This window comes from Polynucleobacter sp. (genome assembly GCF_040400325.1).
Classification (GTDB): domain Bacteria; phylum Pseudomonadota; class Gammaproteobacteria; order Burkholderiales; family Burkholderiaceae; genus Polynucleobacter.
In genome coordinates this window covers 38,396-53,934 of sequence record NZ_JBBAQK010000013.1, presented here as the reverse complement: position 1 = coordinate 53,934, position 15,539 = coordinate 38,396, and the positions used below count along the sequence as shown (strand labels likewise).

Below are 15,539 nucleotides of genomic sequence, written 5' to 3'. Positions count from 1 at the left end.
CCAGTAATACCGGTAATCAGGGCAACTTTTGATTTTGACATGGGGGTTTTCTTAATGATTGGATTAAACAGATCAATATGCGGTATGTACGCTATTGTAAATTGTTTTAAATGCTGGCTTTCGCTTGTCCCCCCGCAGAAAGACAAGCAAATACAATGGGATGACTCGAATAAGAGAACAAGGGTAGATATTGGTGGGTATGCCAGTAAAAGCGGAACGCGGTAGAGGATTCTTGCGCAAGCTAGATCGCTGGATAGGCGTGCCTTTATTGTTTGTTTTAGGCTTATTTCGTAGCAAAAGACCCAAACCTGCTCAGTTTCAGAATATTGGCATTTGTATTTTTGCCGCCATTGGCGATGCTTTGCTGGCCTCTTGCCTAATAGCGAATATCCGAAAAGCCTATCCTGGCTCAAAAATCACCATTTTCGCTACTCCAGCGAATGTTTCCACTTTTGACCTGATCAAGGCTTATGACGATCTGGTGGTAGTTCCCATTACGCAGCCTTTGGCAGCAATGAAGCAGGTTCGCGACCATCCGGTTGATTTGCTGATTGATACCTCTCAGTGGCCCAGAATTGGGGCTGTAGTGGCAGCATTGAGTGGTGCGCGCTGGACCATTGGCTTTGAGACTGAGGGTCAACATCGCCATTTTTCTTATGACGCCACAGTCAAACACAGCCCCAAAGTCCATGAATTAGACAATTTTCGGGCTTTATTGGGGCCTTTGGGCATAGAGGCGCAAGCCATGCCCCCGCTCGATTTATCTAGCCTAGCTGGTATAGATTACTTAAATATTAAGCATCCTTACCTCGTCTTGCATCCATGGGCTAGTGGCAATCACTTTGAATTGCGCGAATGGCCGATTGCATCCTGGACAGCCTTGGCTCTCAAGCTGATTCAATCCGGCTATGGGGTCGTAATTACTGGGGGTCCTGGGGATAGGGTTCGAGGTAATGCCCTCTTCCAGGAAGTTGATCGCAGGCTTGAAGGCAATCCATCCGACGCTCTTCTGAATTTAGCAGGGCATGCCGATCTCCTGACAACAGCAGCCTACCTTAATGGCGCAGTAGCTGTCGTCTCGGTGAATACTGGCACCATGCATCTTGCTGCTTTATTAAACAAGCCCTTAGTTGCCTTGCATGGCCCGACCAATCCTGAGCGTTGGGGCCCTGTCTATCCAGGCGCTAGCAATGGGCAAAACACTCTGGTGCTGGGGCCAGGGCCCAAAGAGGGTGGCGCATACCTCAGCTTAGGCTTTGAGTACCCAGAAAACCCAATCTACATAATGGATCAAATTTCAGTTGAGGCGGTTGTAGACGCTTTGCGCAAATTTTCCATCAATATCGTTTAGTACTGCAAAATACGACGATGGCTGCATCCTTCATTATTAATTCGTATCTGATTCGTGTTTTTGATTTTGTCATCATCAATTTGGTGGGGCTGGGTACTTTTTTTGCAATTCAGTATTTCAAAGATCCTGATTTAGATTTACAACGCTATGCCTCCTTAATGGTGTTAGCAAGCTTGGCTTATTTGGTTTTAACTAATCGCGCTTATCGTTCTTGGCGCGGCGGCAACCTCATGGCCCTTTTTGGTCAGGTGGCAAGCGGTGTTTTAAAAACCTGGATTTTGATTCTGATTTGGTTGGTGTTTAGTAAATCGACAGAGATGTATTCACGACTGTGGTTGGGTTCGTGGGCCATCATGAGCCTCGTTCTTTTATGTGGCAGCCGCTTGTTTAGTTATGTTTTGATTCGGCGCTATCGTAGCAAAGGCGTGAATTTAAGACATATCGCCATCGTGGGTTCCGGTGGAACTGCCGATGAAATAGCGCGTCGCATTAGTGAGTCACCTTGGTCTGGTTATCGGGTGCAGCTCCAATTAAAAGACTTAGACGAAGGCAAATTAACGGATTTAGCAAAGCAGCCTCTCAATGAAATTTGGCTGGCCCTGCCGATGGGTGATGGTTCGCAAATGCGGATGGTGATGGAGCATTTGCAAATGAGTACCGCAACCATTCGATTTGTGCCAGATTGGTTTTCTTTCCGCTTGATCAATCATGGTGTGAGTGAAGTATTGGGTATGCAGATGATTGACCTATACGGTACCCCAATGACGGGCATGAATTTATTCCTCAAATCAATGGAAGATTTTTGTTTGTCGATTTTGATCTTGGTATTTATTAGTCCCTTAATGCTGATTTTGGCAATTGGAGTCAAGCTGAGTTCGCCCGGCCCGGTGTTTTATCGTCAAGAGCGTGTGGGCTGGAACGGTGAAGTGTTTGAGATCTATAAATTTAGAACGATGCCCGCTGATCTTGAAGAGGGTAAGGTGGTGTGGGGCGGCTCTGCCAATAAATCAGTGACATCATTCTCTAAATGGTTGCGTTCTACTAGCCTCGATGAGTTACCTCAGTTTTTTAATGTCTTGCAGGGCAAGATGTCGATTGTGGGACCAAGACCCGAGCGCCCTGTTTTTGTAGAGCAATTCAAAAAAGAAATCCCAGGTTATATGAAAAAGCATTTAGTCAAAGCTGGTATTACAGGCTGGGCGCAAATACATGGTTGGCGTGGCGATACCGATCTGACTGCACGCATTGAGCATGATCTGTATTACATTGAAAATTGGTCTGTCTGGTTAGATCTGAAGATTATCTTCTTTACGATCTTCCGTGGCTTTGTCAATAAAAACGCTTACTAGCTTTCTGTTTTTCTTGGCTGTATCAACATTGCGTTAAGTAGCGCAATACAGAAGAACAAAATTTCAATGGTGTGCTTACTACTCACTTCTGCAATCGTAAAAGTAAAGAGTAAATCTGCCGCAATCCAAATGACCACTAAGCGGTTCGGTGAATTACTTTTTAAGGCTAAGACAATTGTTGATAGCAGGGCGCCTAGCGTCAGTAAAAGTCCAGGAATACCAAATGCCAGGCCAAGGTCAATCCAAGCACTATGTGAGGAGCGAATCGTCGTCTCAGGATAAGATTTACGAATTACTTTCCCTAATGAATGCTCTAGAAGTCCATAGCCCAGGGGATTTTGAGTGATGGAATGGATTCCAGCGGTCGCCCAAGCAGCACGCTCATAGTTATTGGGGTATACCGGTTCACCAGAAGCGGTCTTTGGGTAACCATATTTTTTGACATCTTGCCAATTAGGAACCTCATCAATTTTGACGGCAACCGTAACATCGTCAATAAAATGATTCCAGCCGCGGTTGATACTTAAATGCTGCTGAATAAAAATAATGATCAGAATCGCTGGAATCAGAGTCGCTAAACTCATTTTCCAATCCAGCTTTCCGAGTTTGATTTGCTGAGTTAACTTTGAGCTTCCTACATAGAGAACCCAGCTTGCAATCAAGATAATGCCAACACCCACACCATTGCGCGTATCGATAATAGTGGTAACGGCGAACAAAATAGTGAGTACACCTAAGAGCCAATAGCAATAGATTGGCCATGGGTAATGAGGGCGATTATTAAGTAATGCGTTGGCAGATGAACCACAAATAGCACTGATAAATAGGCCGCCCATCAATACCGTATTAATCTTGTTCCCAAAGGGGCTGGAAAAATAATAGTTCGGCATGAAAGCCTGGCCAGTTTGAAAATAGACCCCTAGGTAATGGATGAGTAAGTAAACAAAGGAGCCATAAATTCCGAGCCATAAAAATTGCGCACGTTGTGGATGCTCGCGCAATATCAGTCCAGTCGCGGTTCCAATCAAGATCGACTCTAAGACTCTCAGCCAAGTGCTACTGAGTTCTTGAAATTGGTGCCCAGATTCGCTGCTAAAAAAGAAGTAATGAATCACAACCCAAATGAGCATTGAAAAGGAGAGTGCGAGGGGTGTGTATTGACCCCAATTAGCAGATTGGGGTATGGAAACACCTTCTACACTTTTTTGCTTGGAATATTGCCACAGCAAAAAGAGGGCTACTAAGGAGCCAATAGCCAAAAGCGAATTGCGCAGGGCAATCGTATTTATCAGGGACCAAACAGCCAGCAAAGTACTGCTGATGAAGATGATCACGGCGCTCAAAATGAAGAAAGAGCGATTTGAGCCAATAGGTTTCATATAATCAAATAATAACGGCTAAATTGGGAAAATCAGCCACCCACCCCTTATCGATCTGCTCGGGGCTTGATAAAGGATTTGGTTTCTAGTATTTCCGAGTTAATCAAGTGCTTACATTGGCGGACAAATTGCAATGATTCTTTTAACGGGTGCCACTGGCTATATCGGCTCACACACATGGCTTGAATTACTGCAAGCGGGTAATCGCGTTATAGGCCTAGATAATTTTATTAATTCTAGTCCTTTGGCTCTATCTCGGATTGAAGCACTGGCTGGGCAAAAGTCAGAGTTTATTGAAGGCGATGTATGTAATAAGACTTTTTTGGAGACTGTCTTCAAAAAGTACCCTATTAAAGGTGTCATTCATTTTGCTGCTTTAAAAGCAGTTGGTGAGTCGGTTGCTCAGCCACTGCGTTATTACCAAAATAACCTTGGCGGTCTTTTTACATTGCTCGAAGTGATGAAAGCACATGACTGTAAGAATTTTGTCTTTAGTTCTTCGGCAACAGTCTATGGCGATCCAAGTGAGGTACCTATTAATGAGCAGTCTCCCGTTCGCCCCACAAATCCCTATGGTCAAACGAAGTTAATGAGTGAGCAGGTTTTACGGGATGTAGAGATTTCTGATCCAAGTTGGCGTGTAGCCTATTTGCGTTATTTCAATCCAGTTGGCGCTCATGAATCTGGAATGATTGGTGAAGATCCTCGGGGCATACCAAATAACCTCACTCCCTTAGTAGCACGAGTAGCTGCTGGCAGGATGCCTGAGCTCAAGGTTTACGGCAATGATTGGTCGACCCATGATGGAACGGGCGTTAGAGACTATATTCACGTGGTCGATTTAGCGCAGGCCCATGTCAAAGCGTTAGAGTATTTATTGGCTGGCCGTGATTCCTTAACGGTGAATTTAGGAACCGGCCAAGGCTATAGCGTGATGGATGTGCTCAAAGCCTATGGCGATGTAGTAGGCCACTCTATTCCCTACCAGGTAGTCGAAAGACGTGCAGGTGATATTGCTACTTGCTACGCCGATCCATCACTTGCAGAAAAATTACTAGGCTGGAAAGCACGCCGCAATTTAGGTCAGATGTGTGCTGATAGTTGGCGTTGGCAATCTCAAAATCCAATGGGTTACGAATCGTAAATGGTAGATTTCGTTCTCTATTGCAAATCGTATCGAAGAGATTTATTGCGTGTTAAGCGCTTGCTTGAATCCTTACGTAAACACAATATCGAATCGATCCCTTTTTATATTTCTACTCCCCAGGTAGATCGTGATGCATTATTTTCACTCCTAGGTGAGAACCAGGGTTATCAGTGGGTTGCTGATGAAGCAATTGTTCAAGCGAATCCCCGTGCGCCAAAAGATATTCAGAAAACCAAATCTGGTGGCATTGCACAACAAGTGATTAAGTCTGAATTTTGGCGATTAGGTTTGGCAAGTAATTATTTATGTATTGATTCAGATAGTATTTTTATTCGCGATTTTGGAAATATAGATTTTTTAGCTTCCGATGGACTTCCTTACACCGTACTCCATCAAAATAAAGAACTCTTTCAGATGGCGACCAATCGCGGTCATCTGCGGGTTGAGAGAGAACTTCGAAAAGAGGCAGAAACGGTCAAGGCCTTATTTGGTCGAGTAGGCCCCAATTATTACTGCGCACCTGCCCCTTTTATCTGGTCGGCCAAAGTATGGGAGTCCCTAGATCAGCAGTATTTACAACCTCAGGAAATGACGCTTTGGGATCTCATTACTCCAGAGCATCCAGAGACCTTGATTTATGGTGAGGCCTTGCTGAAATATCAAGCAATCCCGGTGCGCATGATTGAGCCTCTGTTTAGGATTTATCATTATGACTGGCACTATTACTTGTCCCGTCGCTTGGGCGAGACCCAGGAGAAATTAAAACAAAACTTTATGGGCGTAATTTATCAATCTGCCTGGGAGTCTGAGTTAGATTATGGTGTCCCAAGTAAGCCTTTGCTTTCTCGGATCTTAAAAAGAAGTAAGCGCTTCTTCCGTTTACTGCAAAGCTACCTTTAAATACGTATGAACGATCTTTCCAAGACTTCCCATCTGGAGCAATCCGAAAATCAGGAAATGAAAGATATGCCATTGGTTAGCGTATCAATGCCGGTATTTAATTCTGAGCGTTATATCGCTGAAGCAATTGAAAGTATTTTGGCGCAAACTTATACTAATTTTGAGTTAATTATTGTTGACGATGGATCGAGTGACCGTACTCGCAAGATTATTGATCAATTTACTGATCAACGAATCATTAAAGTGTATTCAGATCAGAACCGCGGTTTGATTACCACTCGTAATCTCATTGCAGGTATGGCAAAAGGGAAATATCTTGCTTTACTGGATGCCGATGATCGTGCTTTCCCAGAAAGATTGGCGCTTCAGGTAGAGTTTTTAGAAAATCATCAGGCTGATTTATGTGGTGCCGACCATTTCACCTTAAATCAAGTGACTGGCGAAAGAAAAAGTTCCAAGCAGCGTCACTCAAATTCTGATATTCAAGCTTTATTGAGTGTCTGCAGTCCAGTCTGTAATCCAGCCATGATGGGCAAGCTGGAAATCTTTAAGCAGTTTCCCTACAAAGCTTCGTACATGCACGCAGAAGACTATTGTTTGTGGACTGAGATTGCCTTGGCTGGTTATCGGTTTGCCAATATTAAACAGAAACTCATTACTTATCGCTTGCATTCTACGCAGACTAGTGTGAATCACCTTCAGGCTGCGCGCAATGTGTTTTCTAATGCCCAGGCGAACTACTTAAAAAAGCTGGGCATATCAGAATCTTGCCTGCCAAGGCCGCTGCCATTTTATGAGCGCTTAAAGTACGGCATTACTTTCATTCAGCTCATGAATCAGCGTATCTCTCATATATCGATTGGTGCAAATATGGAGCTCTATGCCCGCTTTCAATTTCGGGGTAATGGCTTATGGACACCATTCACACGTCTAGAGCGTGTCTGCATTGCTTTCTATGGCAGTATTCTTGGGCGAATGGGTAAGCCAGCTTAAGCAGGAATTTTTTGCCAGTGTGCTGGCAGTAGATTGGATAAATCTAGGCTACTATCTCTGATCCAGCGATTAGGTGCAAATACGAAGCCGCCACAATCTTGTTTAAGCCAGGCGCCCCACCAACTTAATGAACTATTCGCAATGATGTGATGCTTGCATGCGTACATGAGCTGTAGTTCTTGTGCGGCATCATCAGCTTGTAAAGCATTTTCCACAAAAGAAATTTGCAAATCCTTTGGTAAGGCTTCTTTAGCCCAAGGTAAATCATCTGAAAAAATAAAGAAATGGGCATTGGGTTTATTGAGTAACAATTCTTCAATGGCCTTTTGGTAGTAGCTTAAGGCAAGTGCGCCATGAAACTTTGCTGCTGAGGGTGAGTTCACATAATCCCCTCGACGTATATGGAGCATGACGGATTCAGAGGTACAAATATGTTCGAGATAGGATTGGTAGTGATCTGATATTGCGTGTTGAGTTTTAAATTCCTGCTGCAATATCATTTTGATTGGCTCTAAATATGGGAGTGCTTGCCAGTATCCAAATAAAAATAGATCTTGTTGTCCCAACCCATCTAAGTTCAATAGTTCAGCATCAAATTCAAAAGCATTTTGTTGGTAGTAAACAATTGATCCAAAGGGTAGAAATTGTTGTAATAGTCTTTTCAGCCTGTTAGGTCTTTTGGGAAAACCTACTGTAGTTTGAGCCACTTCTTGGATCTTCAGAAACCCAAGTTGATATGGGCGAGGTGTTGTTTCTATTTGTGGTGAATCAAACCAAGAGTGATCAAGCAAAAAAGTGCTTTGATAATGTTCTGAGAGGGCTCTAGCAATCGCATATTGAAACATTTGATTGCCTAAGCCGCCCTGAAGGTAGGAATAAATGGCCATAACCCTATAATTAGACCATTAACAAACAAACAATCACATCAGCATCGATTCATGCTGGTGCTTGATGAGAACTTAACCTTAAATAAGCGACCTGCTATGTTAGTTGGAGGGATTGTCGGATGGGAGGAGGGTCAAGATGATCTATTTAATCCTCAAAGCCCTCGAAATCGTGATGATTGCCTAGCGCCATTTAGGATGCTGCGCTCTAAAGCGGTTGAGCGAGGCATTCAACTTCATACTTTGGATGTCCTTGAGAAAGAGGGCATTCAACCCAATTTCACTCTGTACTTAGAGGCATTGCCGATTATTCCAATCGACAATTGCAAAAATTATCTGGTCCGTTTTGAAACTGAGCTCACGGTACCTGTGAATGGCGATGCAAATTACCTCAATCAATTCGATGGCATCTTCACCTGGGATCAAGATTTACTCAATGTAAATTCAAAGAGTTCACTCGCCCAAAAAACAGCCCCTACCCCTAAGTTTCCAATTGCTTATCCTAATGTGCTGCCCGCACAATTTAAATTACATCAAATAATCAATCCAGGTTTTGTAAATCGTCATCTCTTTTGTGTATTAATCGGTAGTAATCGTCATGCCAATTTGCCAGATAAAAGAGAGCTCTACTCTGAGCGCGTTAAAGCGATTCGTTGGTTTGAGGCGAATGTAGCAAAAGATTTTTCTTTATTTGGCAATGGCTGGCTTGTTCCCCAAAAGCGTCTTGGCAAGTCAGGAAAGTGGCGTTATCGTTTAGAGAAGGTGTTGCCTTTTTTGCTAGGCAATGCTGTCTTTCGGAGTTACAAGGGGCCCGCACAAAATAAGTTTGAGGTATTAGCCAAAGCGCGCTTTTGCATTTGCTTTGAGAATGCCAAAGATATTCCGGGATATATTACCGAGAAGATATTTGATTCTTTATTTGCTGGGTGTGTACCGATTTACTGGGGTGAACCACAGATTCAGAATATTGTGCCCAGCAGCTGCTTTATCGATTTTCGTCAGTTTTTAACTAGAGCCAATCCTTATCAGGAACTTTATCGATACCTTAGTAAAATGAATGAGCAGGACTTCATGGCTTATCAAGAGGCAGGCAGACAATTTCTGGCCTCTCCCGCATTTAAGCCGTATAGTTCAGAAGCATTTGCAGATGCCATTTTAGGACCACTTCAATCATGATTTTAGTTACTGGCGGTGCAGGTTTTATTGGAGGTAATTTTGTTTTGGATTGGCTTGCTAATCCAAAGGCAGAAGGTATTGTGAACCTCGATAAGTTGACTTATGCCGGTAACCTAGCCACTTTAGATTCTTTGAAGAATGATGCTCGCCATGTATTTGTGCTGGGCGATATTGGCGATAAGGAGCTTGTCAGCAAATTATTAAAAGAGCACCAGCCACGCGCCATTGTCAATTTTGCAGCGGAGAGCCATGTGGATCGCTCCATTCATGGGCCAGCTGAATTTGTACAAACTAATATTGTGGGAACATTTAACTTATTGGAGTGCGCGCGCGAGCATTGGAATGGTCTACAAGGTGATGCAAAAGAACACTTTCGCTTTCATCATGTTTCTACTGATGAAGTATATGGCTCTTTATCTTTGACCGATCCTGCATTTACTGAAACAAATTCATACGAACCCAACAGTCCATACTCTGCGTCTAAGGCTGCATCGGATCATTTAGTACGAGCCTGGTTTCATACTTACGGTTTCCCGGTAGTCACCACCAATTGCTCTAATAACTATGGACCGTATCACTTCCCAGAGAAGCTCATTCCCTTAGTAATCCTTAATGCTCTAAATAGTAAGCCGCTGCCGATTTATGGTGATGGCCAGCAAATTCGAGATTGGCTCTATGTAGGCGATCATTGCTCAGCGATTCGTGAGGTTTTGGCTAAAGGAAAATTAGGTGAGACCTATAACATCGGTGGTTGGAATGAAAAAGCCAATCTCGATGTGGTCAAAACCATCTGCCAAATTTTGGATGAACTCAAGCCAAGAGCAGATAGCAAGTCTTATGCAGAGCAAATTACATTTGTTAAAGATCGCCCAGGGCATGACCGACGCTATGCGATTGATGCAAGCAAGGTAGAGCGAGATCTGGGTTGGAGGCCTGCTGAAACCTTTAGTACCGGTATTCGGAAGACGATTCAGTGGTACTTACAAAATCCAGTCTGGATTGAGGGCGTTGTCAGTGGCTCTTATCGCGATTGGTTGCAAAAGCAGTACAACTGAAATCTCAAGACCGTAAATCCCTCGCATGAATATCCTCATCTTTGGCAAAGACGGTCAATTAGGCAAAGCTTTTCAAGCCCTATTTGCTAGCACGACTTTTGATCAGGATTTGCAGATTCAATTTGTAGGACGCAGTGATTGTGATCTTTCGCAAGTTGAAAAAGTAAATGCTTTATTGAACACAGCTAAACCAGACCTCATCATTAATGCGGCAGCCTATACTGCTGTAGATAAAGCTGAAACGGAAGTTGCCTTAGCGAATGCTATTAATGCCAGAGCTCCAGAGGCAATGGCGCACTATGCTGCTGCTCATGGAGCTACTGTATTGCACTACTCTACTGATTATGTGTTTGATGGCAGTAAGGCTGGGTATTACCTTGAGAATGATTTACGCAATCCACTGAGTGAGTACGGTAAGAGTAAGGCTGCTGGAGAAGTAGCTATCGAAAGAGCCTTTTTGAATTCGACTCAGGGTCAGTACGCTATTTTTCGCACAAGCTGGGTGTATGGAGCAGGTGGAAACTTTATTAGAACGATTTTGCGTTTAGCTAAAGAACGTGAAGAGCTCAAAGTGATTCAAGATCAACTAGGCGTTCCCACTTCAGCCGACTGGTTAGCGAGTGTCAGCCTAGATTTAGCACTCGATTCAAAGGGTCAACTCAGAAAATTTGAGTCTGGTATTTATCATGCAGTTCCCCCAGGTGAGAGTAATTGGCATGGATTAGCTTGCTTGGTCGTGGAGTCGGCACTTGAGGCGGGCGTTTCCTTAAAGACTTTCCCAAGCTCCATCAAGCCCATTAAGGCTTCAGAATACCCCTTACCAGCTCCTAGGCCCATGAATTCTCGTATGGCCACTGATAAGCTCAGGCAAGCCATTGTGGCAACTGGGGATGTGTCAAAATTGCAGCGATGGAATAAGCCTTGGTCTGATGATGTGCGGGCCTATGTGCAGCAATTGGCTAAAGATGGTCTCTTATAAAAAGTAGATAAGAAAATGGCAATGAATCGTAAAGGCATTATTTTGGCTGGCGGGTCTGGAACACGTTTGTATCCAGTGACCCAAGCTGTCTCAAAGCAATTGATGCCGGTCTATGACAAGCCGATGGTGTATTACCCACTGACTACTCTCATGTTGGCTGGCGTTCGGGATATTTTATTGATCTCGACACCGCAGGACACCCCCCGTTTTTCTGAGTTATTAGGCGACGGCTCCCAGTGGGGCCTCAATATTCAATACTGCGTTCAACCATCGCCTGATGGCTTGGCACAGGCATTTACCTTGGGTAAGTATTTTCTTGGTAATGATCCAAGCGCTTTAGTACTTGGGGATAATATTTTTTATGGGCATGAGCTCGTAGCTCAGCTCAATAGTGCGAACCATAGAACGAGTGGCGCTACCGTTTTCGCTTATCACGTCACTGATCCAGAGCGTTATGGCGTAGTGGAGTTTGATCAGGATTACAAAGCAGTGTCGATCGAAGAGAAGCCTGCTAAACCGAGAAGTAACTACGCGGTTACTGGTCTGTACTTTTACGATAATCAGGTGTGTGATATAGCGGCTTCAATTCAGCCGAGTGCCCGCGGTGAATATGAAATCACCGACGTCAATCGTTTTTATTTAGACAAAAATGAACTCAATGTCGAAATCATGGGGCGCGGTTTTGCGTGGCTTGATACGGGCACCCATGATTCTTTGTTAGATGCGGCCGGTTTTATTGCAACCCTTCAAAAGCGCCAAGGACTGATGGTTGCTTGCCCTGAAGAGATTGCCTATCGCCAAGGCTGGATTAGTGCTGAGGTGGTACAAAAAGTGGCTAGTTTGCTGAGTAAAAATACTTACGGTCAATACCTCAATAAGATTCTGAACGAGCTCAACACTTCGGCCCAACCCGTCTCTTTGTCTTCTAAGAAATAAAGGAAACATAGCGGTGTCTGCTCCCAATCCTAAGCTCCAAGTTAGCTCCACAGCAATACATGATGTATTGATTATTGAGCCAACAGTATTTGGTGATGAGCGTGGCTGGTTTACTGAGTCCTTTAATGCGCAGGATTTTACGCAAGCCACAGGGCTTACTGTCGATTTTGTACAAGATAATCATTCTTTTTCGAAGCAATGGACTTTGCGTGGTTTGCACTACCAATTACAACAAGCTCAAGGTAAATTGGTGCGCGTTGTGGCAGGCAGTGTCTTTGATGTCGCGGTAGATATTCGTAAGTCATCGCCCACTTGTGGCAAATGGGTTGGCGTTGAACTCAGCGCTCAGAATCATAAACAGATGTGGATACCGGCAGGTTTAGCCCACGGCTTTTTGGTGCTATCTGAAGCTGCGGAGTTCTTATATAAAACGACCGACTACTATCACCCTCAGAGCGAAGCCTGTCTAGCTTGGAATGATCCTACCGTAGGAGTGGAATGGCCCTTCCCAGAAGGCGTAACTCCTAATATGAATGCCAAAGATCAAAATGGCTTAGCTTGGAATGCTGCTCCGAAGTTTTAAATCGCCCTGCTAGCAAAAGATAAGATAATGCTCACATGAGCACTTCATCGCCTAAAATTTTATTAGTAAAGCTCTCCTCTTTAGGTGACGTACTTCACAATTTACCGCTGGTTTGGGATTTACGAGCACGCTTACCGGATGCGCAAATCGATTGGGTAGTTGAAGAGGCTTACGTTCACCTACTTGAGCCTTTGCGGACAAGAGAGGACTTTAAGGGAATTGACCGAATTATTCCTTTTGACCTGCGTCGTTGGAAAAAACATCTTTTTGAGCTTTCTACTTGGAAGCAATTTTTTTCCTTTAGAAGGCATTTGCAAGAAATTTCTTATGACGTCGTGATTGAAACCCAAGGCTTGCTCAAATCAGCTCTGGTCTGTGCTTTGGCTAAAAAATCACCCAATGCAGTAGTTGCTGGTTTGGCAAATGCTACCCAATTCTCAGGATATGAGCCGCTTGCGAAATGCTTCTATAACCATCAAGTACAAGTTCCCATGCAGACTCATGCAGTTGATCGTTCACGCTTAGTGATGTGCTCAGCATTTGATTGGCTGGCAATCAAGCGTTCGGACACCCCCCATTTCTATGCATCACGAATGAAAGTAGATTTACTCAAACCTTCCATCTCTCAATTAAAGACCCCATACGTCTTATTTTTTCATTCCACGGCGAGAGAGGCTAAGCGTTGGTCTAATGAAGACTGGACTACCTTAGGTATTGAACTTAGCAATCGTGGGTATCAAGTTGTTTTGCCATGGGGTAATGCTGCCGAGAAGGCTGTTAGTACTGAGTTAGCAAAGCAGATTCCGAATGCCTTAGTGCCAGCAGCATTTTCGATTGAAGATGCCTTTGCCGTGATTGCAGGCGCTGCGTTGACCGTTGGAGTTGATACCGGTCTTACGCATTTAGCAGCAGTCTTGGGTTTGCCTACAATAGAAATCTATTGCGATTCTCCGCGATGGAAGACTGAGGGTTATTGGGCTCATCACATCCGTAATGTGGGAGATATTGGACTACCTCCAGATGCCGCTGAGCTTATCAAGGCATCTGTAGAGCTACTCACGAGACCTGCTCAGGAATTAACGCAGTAAAGTATTGATCGAGATGAGATCTTGATCGGTAAGGGCAGCAGCATGCGCCTTTAATTTAATCGCGCTGAGAATAGTGTTATAGCGTGCTTGTTGTAACTGTAATCGAGTGTTAATCACAGAATCTAAAGCAATCAACACATCAATATTAATTAAGGTGCCCACCTGGAATCCAAGTTTGCTGGACTCTAATGCTGAGCTGGTTGAACGCTCGGCAGCTTCAAACGCTTTTACACTTGCAAGCCCACCATAAAATCCAGTAAATGCAGCGCGTGTATTTTGCGCTGCTGTACGCCTAGCATTATCAAAGTTGGCCTTAGCGGTATCTACTAAGGCTGCATTTTGACGAATGACAGAACTGGCATAGCCACCAGATACCAAAGGAATATTCATCTGTAATGCAAGTGTGTTGTTATAGACGTTTGTATTATTAGGTTGATAACTATTTGGAGTGCCATTAGAGGTGTTATAGCCACTAGTCCCTATAAAGTTAATTGAGGGGTAGTTCAAGGCTTGTGAGCCACGATAAGTGCTCTCAGCAAGATTGACTGTTAGCTGGCTAGCCAAGACAGTAAAGTTTGCTACCTCTGCTTGTTTAATCCAATCATCCAAGGTTTGGCCTGGAGGTAGTTGTGGATTGACGCTATCTGTAATGGGGATATCTTTTGCATCTTTACTCTTTGAGCGAGGATCCTTAAGAACTCCATCGATCTTCACCTCTTTAGTGAGAGGTCTTAATGCACCAACTGGATGGCCAACCAATTGCTCTAAAACACCGCGCGTCACTACTAAACCCGCTTGGGCTGCAATTTCTTGAGAATTGGCCAAATCCAAGGCTGCCTGTGCCGTATTGACATCGACAATCGTTGCAAGACCAGCATCAAATTTAGCTTGTGCAATTTCAAGTTGTTGTTTGATCAGACTCTTTTTATTGCGATAGAGTTCAACATTGTCTTGACTTGTTAGGGCATCAAAATAAGCCTGCGATACCCGAATAATTAAATCTTGCTGAGCCGAATAAAAGCGCATGTCGGCAAGCCTAGTATTTAAATCACCTTGTTTAAATGCTTCAAGGGCTGTGAGATTGAATACGGGTTGCGTCAGGGTGACGGTGTAATTCTTTTGATCAAACACACGTGAGTTACCGGAACCCGGTGAAACGATGGTACTTCCTGCTCCATGCTGGAAGTAGCGAGTGCCGCCTGGTGTGGCACTGGCTTGTGGAAGTAAGAGCGACAGGCCTTGCCAATACAGTTCTTTACTGGCCTGGTAATTAGAGCGAGCGGCATTTAAAACGGGATCGCTAAAGGCAGCCTCTTGATAAAGAGTGATTAAGTCAGTTAATCGATTTTTGTCTATAGATCCTGAGCTATTTGCGTTGATATAAGAAGGGGTGGCTTGGTCTGGTAAGGCAGTCTTAGGCTTTGCAATGAATTGTGGCGGTTGGTCGATGCCAGTCAGTGACTGAACACTTACTTTGGAGGGTAAAGAGGGTGGCGCCCCACTGGCACTTTGTGCCCAAACATTGCTGGAAACCCATCCAAAGCCCAGCGCTTGTCCCAGGATTAAGCTCATTGCTGTTATCTGAGAGGGTAGAGGGCGGCTTCTGTTCATGTAATTCAAATGCTTTTTAATGTGCCATGCAGTTTAAGGCTAATTTATCCAAATTGCTTATTTATGAGCTATTTTGCCAAATACTCTAATTCTTGCCTGGATACCTAT

At 44.1% G+C, this 15,539-nt stretch carries 14 protein-coding genes; 11 read left to right on the top strand and 3 right to left on the bottom strand.

The annotated features are described in order from the left end of the window. The first annotated feature begins 199 nt into the window (after window positions 1–199). Both ABWP14_RS09785 and ABWP14_RS09780 read left to right on the top strand, forming a co-directional pair. Window positions 200–1,351, top strand: a complete 1,152-nt coding sequence (locus ABWP14_RS09785) for a glycosyltransferase family 9 protein (RefSeq protein ID WP_353202784.1) — start codon at window positions 200–202, stop codon at window positions 1,349–1,351. Between the two features lie 17 nt (window positions 1,352–1,368). Further along, entirely contained in the window at window positions 1,369–2,700 is a 1,332-nt protein-coding gene (locus ABWP14_RS09780; protein WP_353202783.1) for an undecaprenyl-phosphate glucose phosphotransferase, read from the top strand. Here ABWP14_RS09780 and ABWP14_RS09775 read toward each other — a convergent pair. Beyond that, window positions 2,697–4,079 (bottom strand): hypothetical protein, encoded by a 1,383-nt coding sequence (locus tag ABWP14_RS09775; protein WP_353202782.1) that lies wholly within the window; start codon window positions 4,077–4,079, stop codon window positions 2,697–2,699. The genes ABWP14_RS09780 and ABWP14_RS09775 overlap by 4 nt on opposite strands. A 133-nt stretch (window positions 4,080–4,212) precedes the next feature. On the opposite strand from ABWP14_RS09775, the gene galE reads away from it, so the two are divergent. The 3 genes from galE to ABWP14_RS09760 are packed head-to-tail and all read left to right on the top strand — an operon-like array spanning window position 4,213 to window position 7,119. After that, window positions 4,213–5,223: a UDP-glucose 4-epimerase GalE gene (galE, locus tag ABWP14_RS09770; protein WP_353202781.1), complete on the top strand. Its 1,011-nt coding sequence runs from the start codon at window positions 4,213–4,215 to the stop codon at window positions 5,221–5,223. Then, window positions 5,224–6,126, top strand: a complete 903-nt coding sequence (locus ABWP14_RS09765; RefSeq protein WP_353202780.1) for a DUF6492 family protein — start codon at window positions 5,224–5,226, stop codon at window positions 6,124–6,126. 6 nt (window positions 6,127–6,132) lie between these two features. Continuing rightward, the gene (locus ABWP14_RS09760) at window positions 6,133–7,119 is read left to right on the top strand and encodes a glycosyltransferase family 2 protein (RefSeq protein ID WP_353202779.1); all 987 of its coding nucleotides are present in this window, start codon (window positions 6,133–6,135) and stop codon (window positions 7,117–7,119) included. Here the strand turns inward: ABWP14_RS09760 and ABWP14_RS09755 are convergent. After that, a complete protein-coding gene (locus ABWP14_RS09755; protein ID WP_353202778.1) occupies window positions 7,116–8,006 on the bottom strand; it encodes an alpha-1,2-fucosyltransferase in 891 nt (296 codons plus the stop codon). The two genes, ABWP14_RS09760 and ABWP14_RS09755, sit on opposite strands and share 4 nt — an antisense overlap. A 51-nt stretch (window positions 8,007–8,057) precedes the next feature. Between ABWP14_RS09755 and ABWP14_RS09750 the strand changes: the two genes are divergently transcribed. From ABWP14_RS09750 to waaC, 6 genes are read left to right on the top strand one after another with little or no spacing between them, the layout of a single operon-like run. Further along, the gene (locus ABWP14_RS09750) at window positions 8,058–9,179 is read left to right on the top strand and encodes a glycosyltransferase family 10 domain-containing protein (RefSeq protein ID WP_353202777.1); all 1,122 of its coding nucleotides are present in this window, start codon (window positions 8,058–8,060) and stop codon (window positions 9,177–9,179) included. Further along, the gene (gene rfbB, locus ABWP14_RS09745) at window positions 9,176–10,234 is read left to right on the top strand and encodes a dTDP-glucose 4,6-dehydratase (RefSeq protein ID WP_353202776.1); all 1,059 of its coding nucleotides are present in this window, start codon (window positions 9,176–9,178) and stop codon (window positions 10,232–10,234) included. Before ABWP14_RS09750 ends, rfbB begins: the two co-directional genes overlap by 4 nt. 25 nt (window positions 10,235–10,259) lie before the next feature. Next, window positions 10,260–11,213, top strand: a complete 954-nt coding sequence (gene rfbD, locus ABWP14_RS09740; RefSeq protein WP_353202775.1) for a dTDP-4-dehydrorhamnose reductase — start codon at window positions 10,260–10,262, stop codon at window positions 11,211–11,213. Between the two features lie 21 nt (window positions 11,214–11,234). Next, window positions 11,235–12,149, top strand: coding sequence for a glucose-1-phosphate thymidylyltransferase RfbA (gene rfbA / locus ABWP14_RS09735; RefSeq protein ID WP_353202787.1), 915 nt, complete (start codon window positions 11,235–11,237; stop codon window positions 12,147–12,149). Window positions 12,150–12,162: 13 nt separating this feature from the next. Further along, entirely contained in the window at window positions 12,163–12,732 is a 570-nt protein-coding gene (rfbC, locus tag ABWP14_RS09730; RefSeq protein WP_353202774.1) for a dTDP-4-dehydrorhamnose 3,5-epimerase, read from the top strand. Window positions 12,733–12,767: 35 nt separating this feature from the next. Further along, a complete protein-coding gene (waaC, locus tag ABWP14_RS09725) occupies window positions 12,768–13,820 on the top strand; it encodes a lipopolysaccharide heptosyltransferase I (RefSeq protein WP_353202773.1) in 1,053 nt (350 codons plus the stop codon). On the opposite strand, the gene ABWP14_RS09720 is transcribed toward waaC, so the two are convergent. Beyond that, a complete protein-coding gene (locus ABWP14_RS09720) occupies window positions 13,809–15,392 on the bottom strand; it encodes a TolC family protein (protein ID WP_353202772.1) in 1,584 nt (527 codons plus the stop codon). The two genes, waaC and ABWP14_RS09720, sit on opposite strands and share 12 nt — an antisense overlap. Window positions 15,393–15,539: the final 147 nt, after the last annotated feature.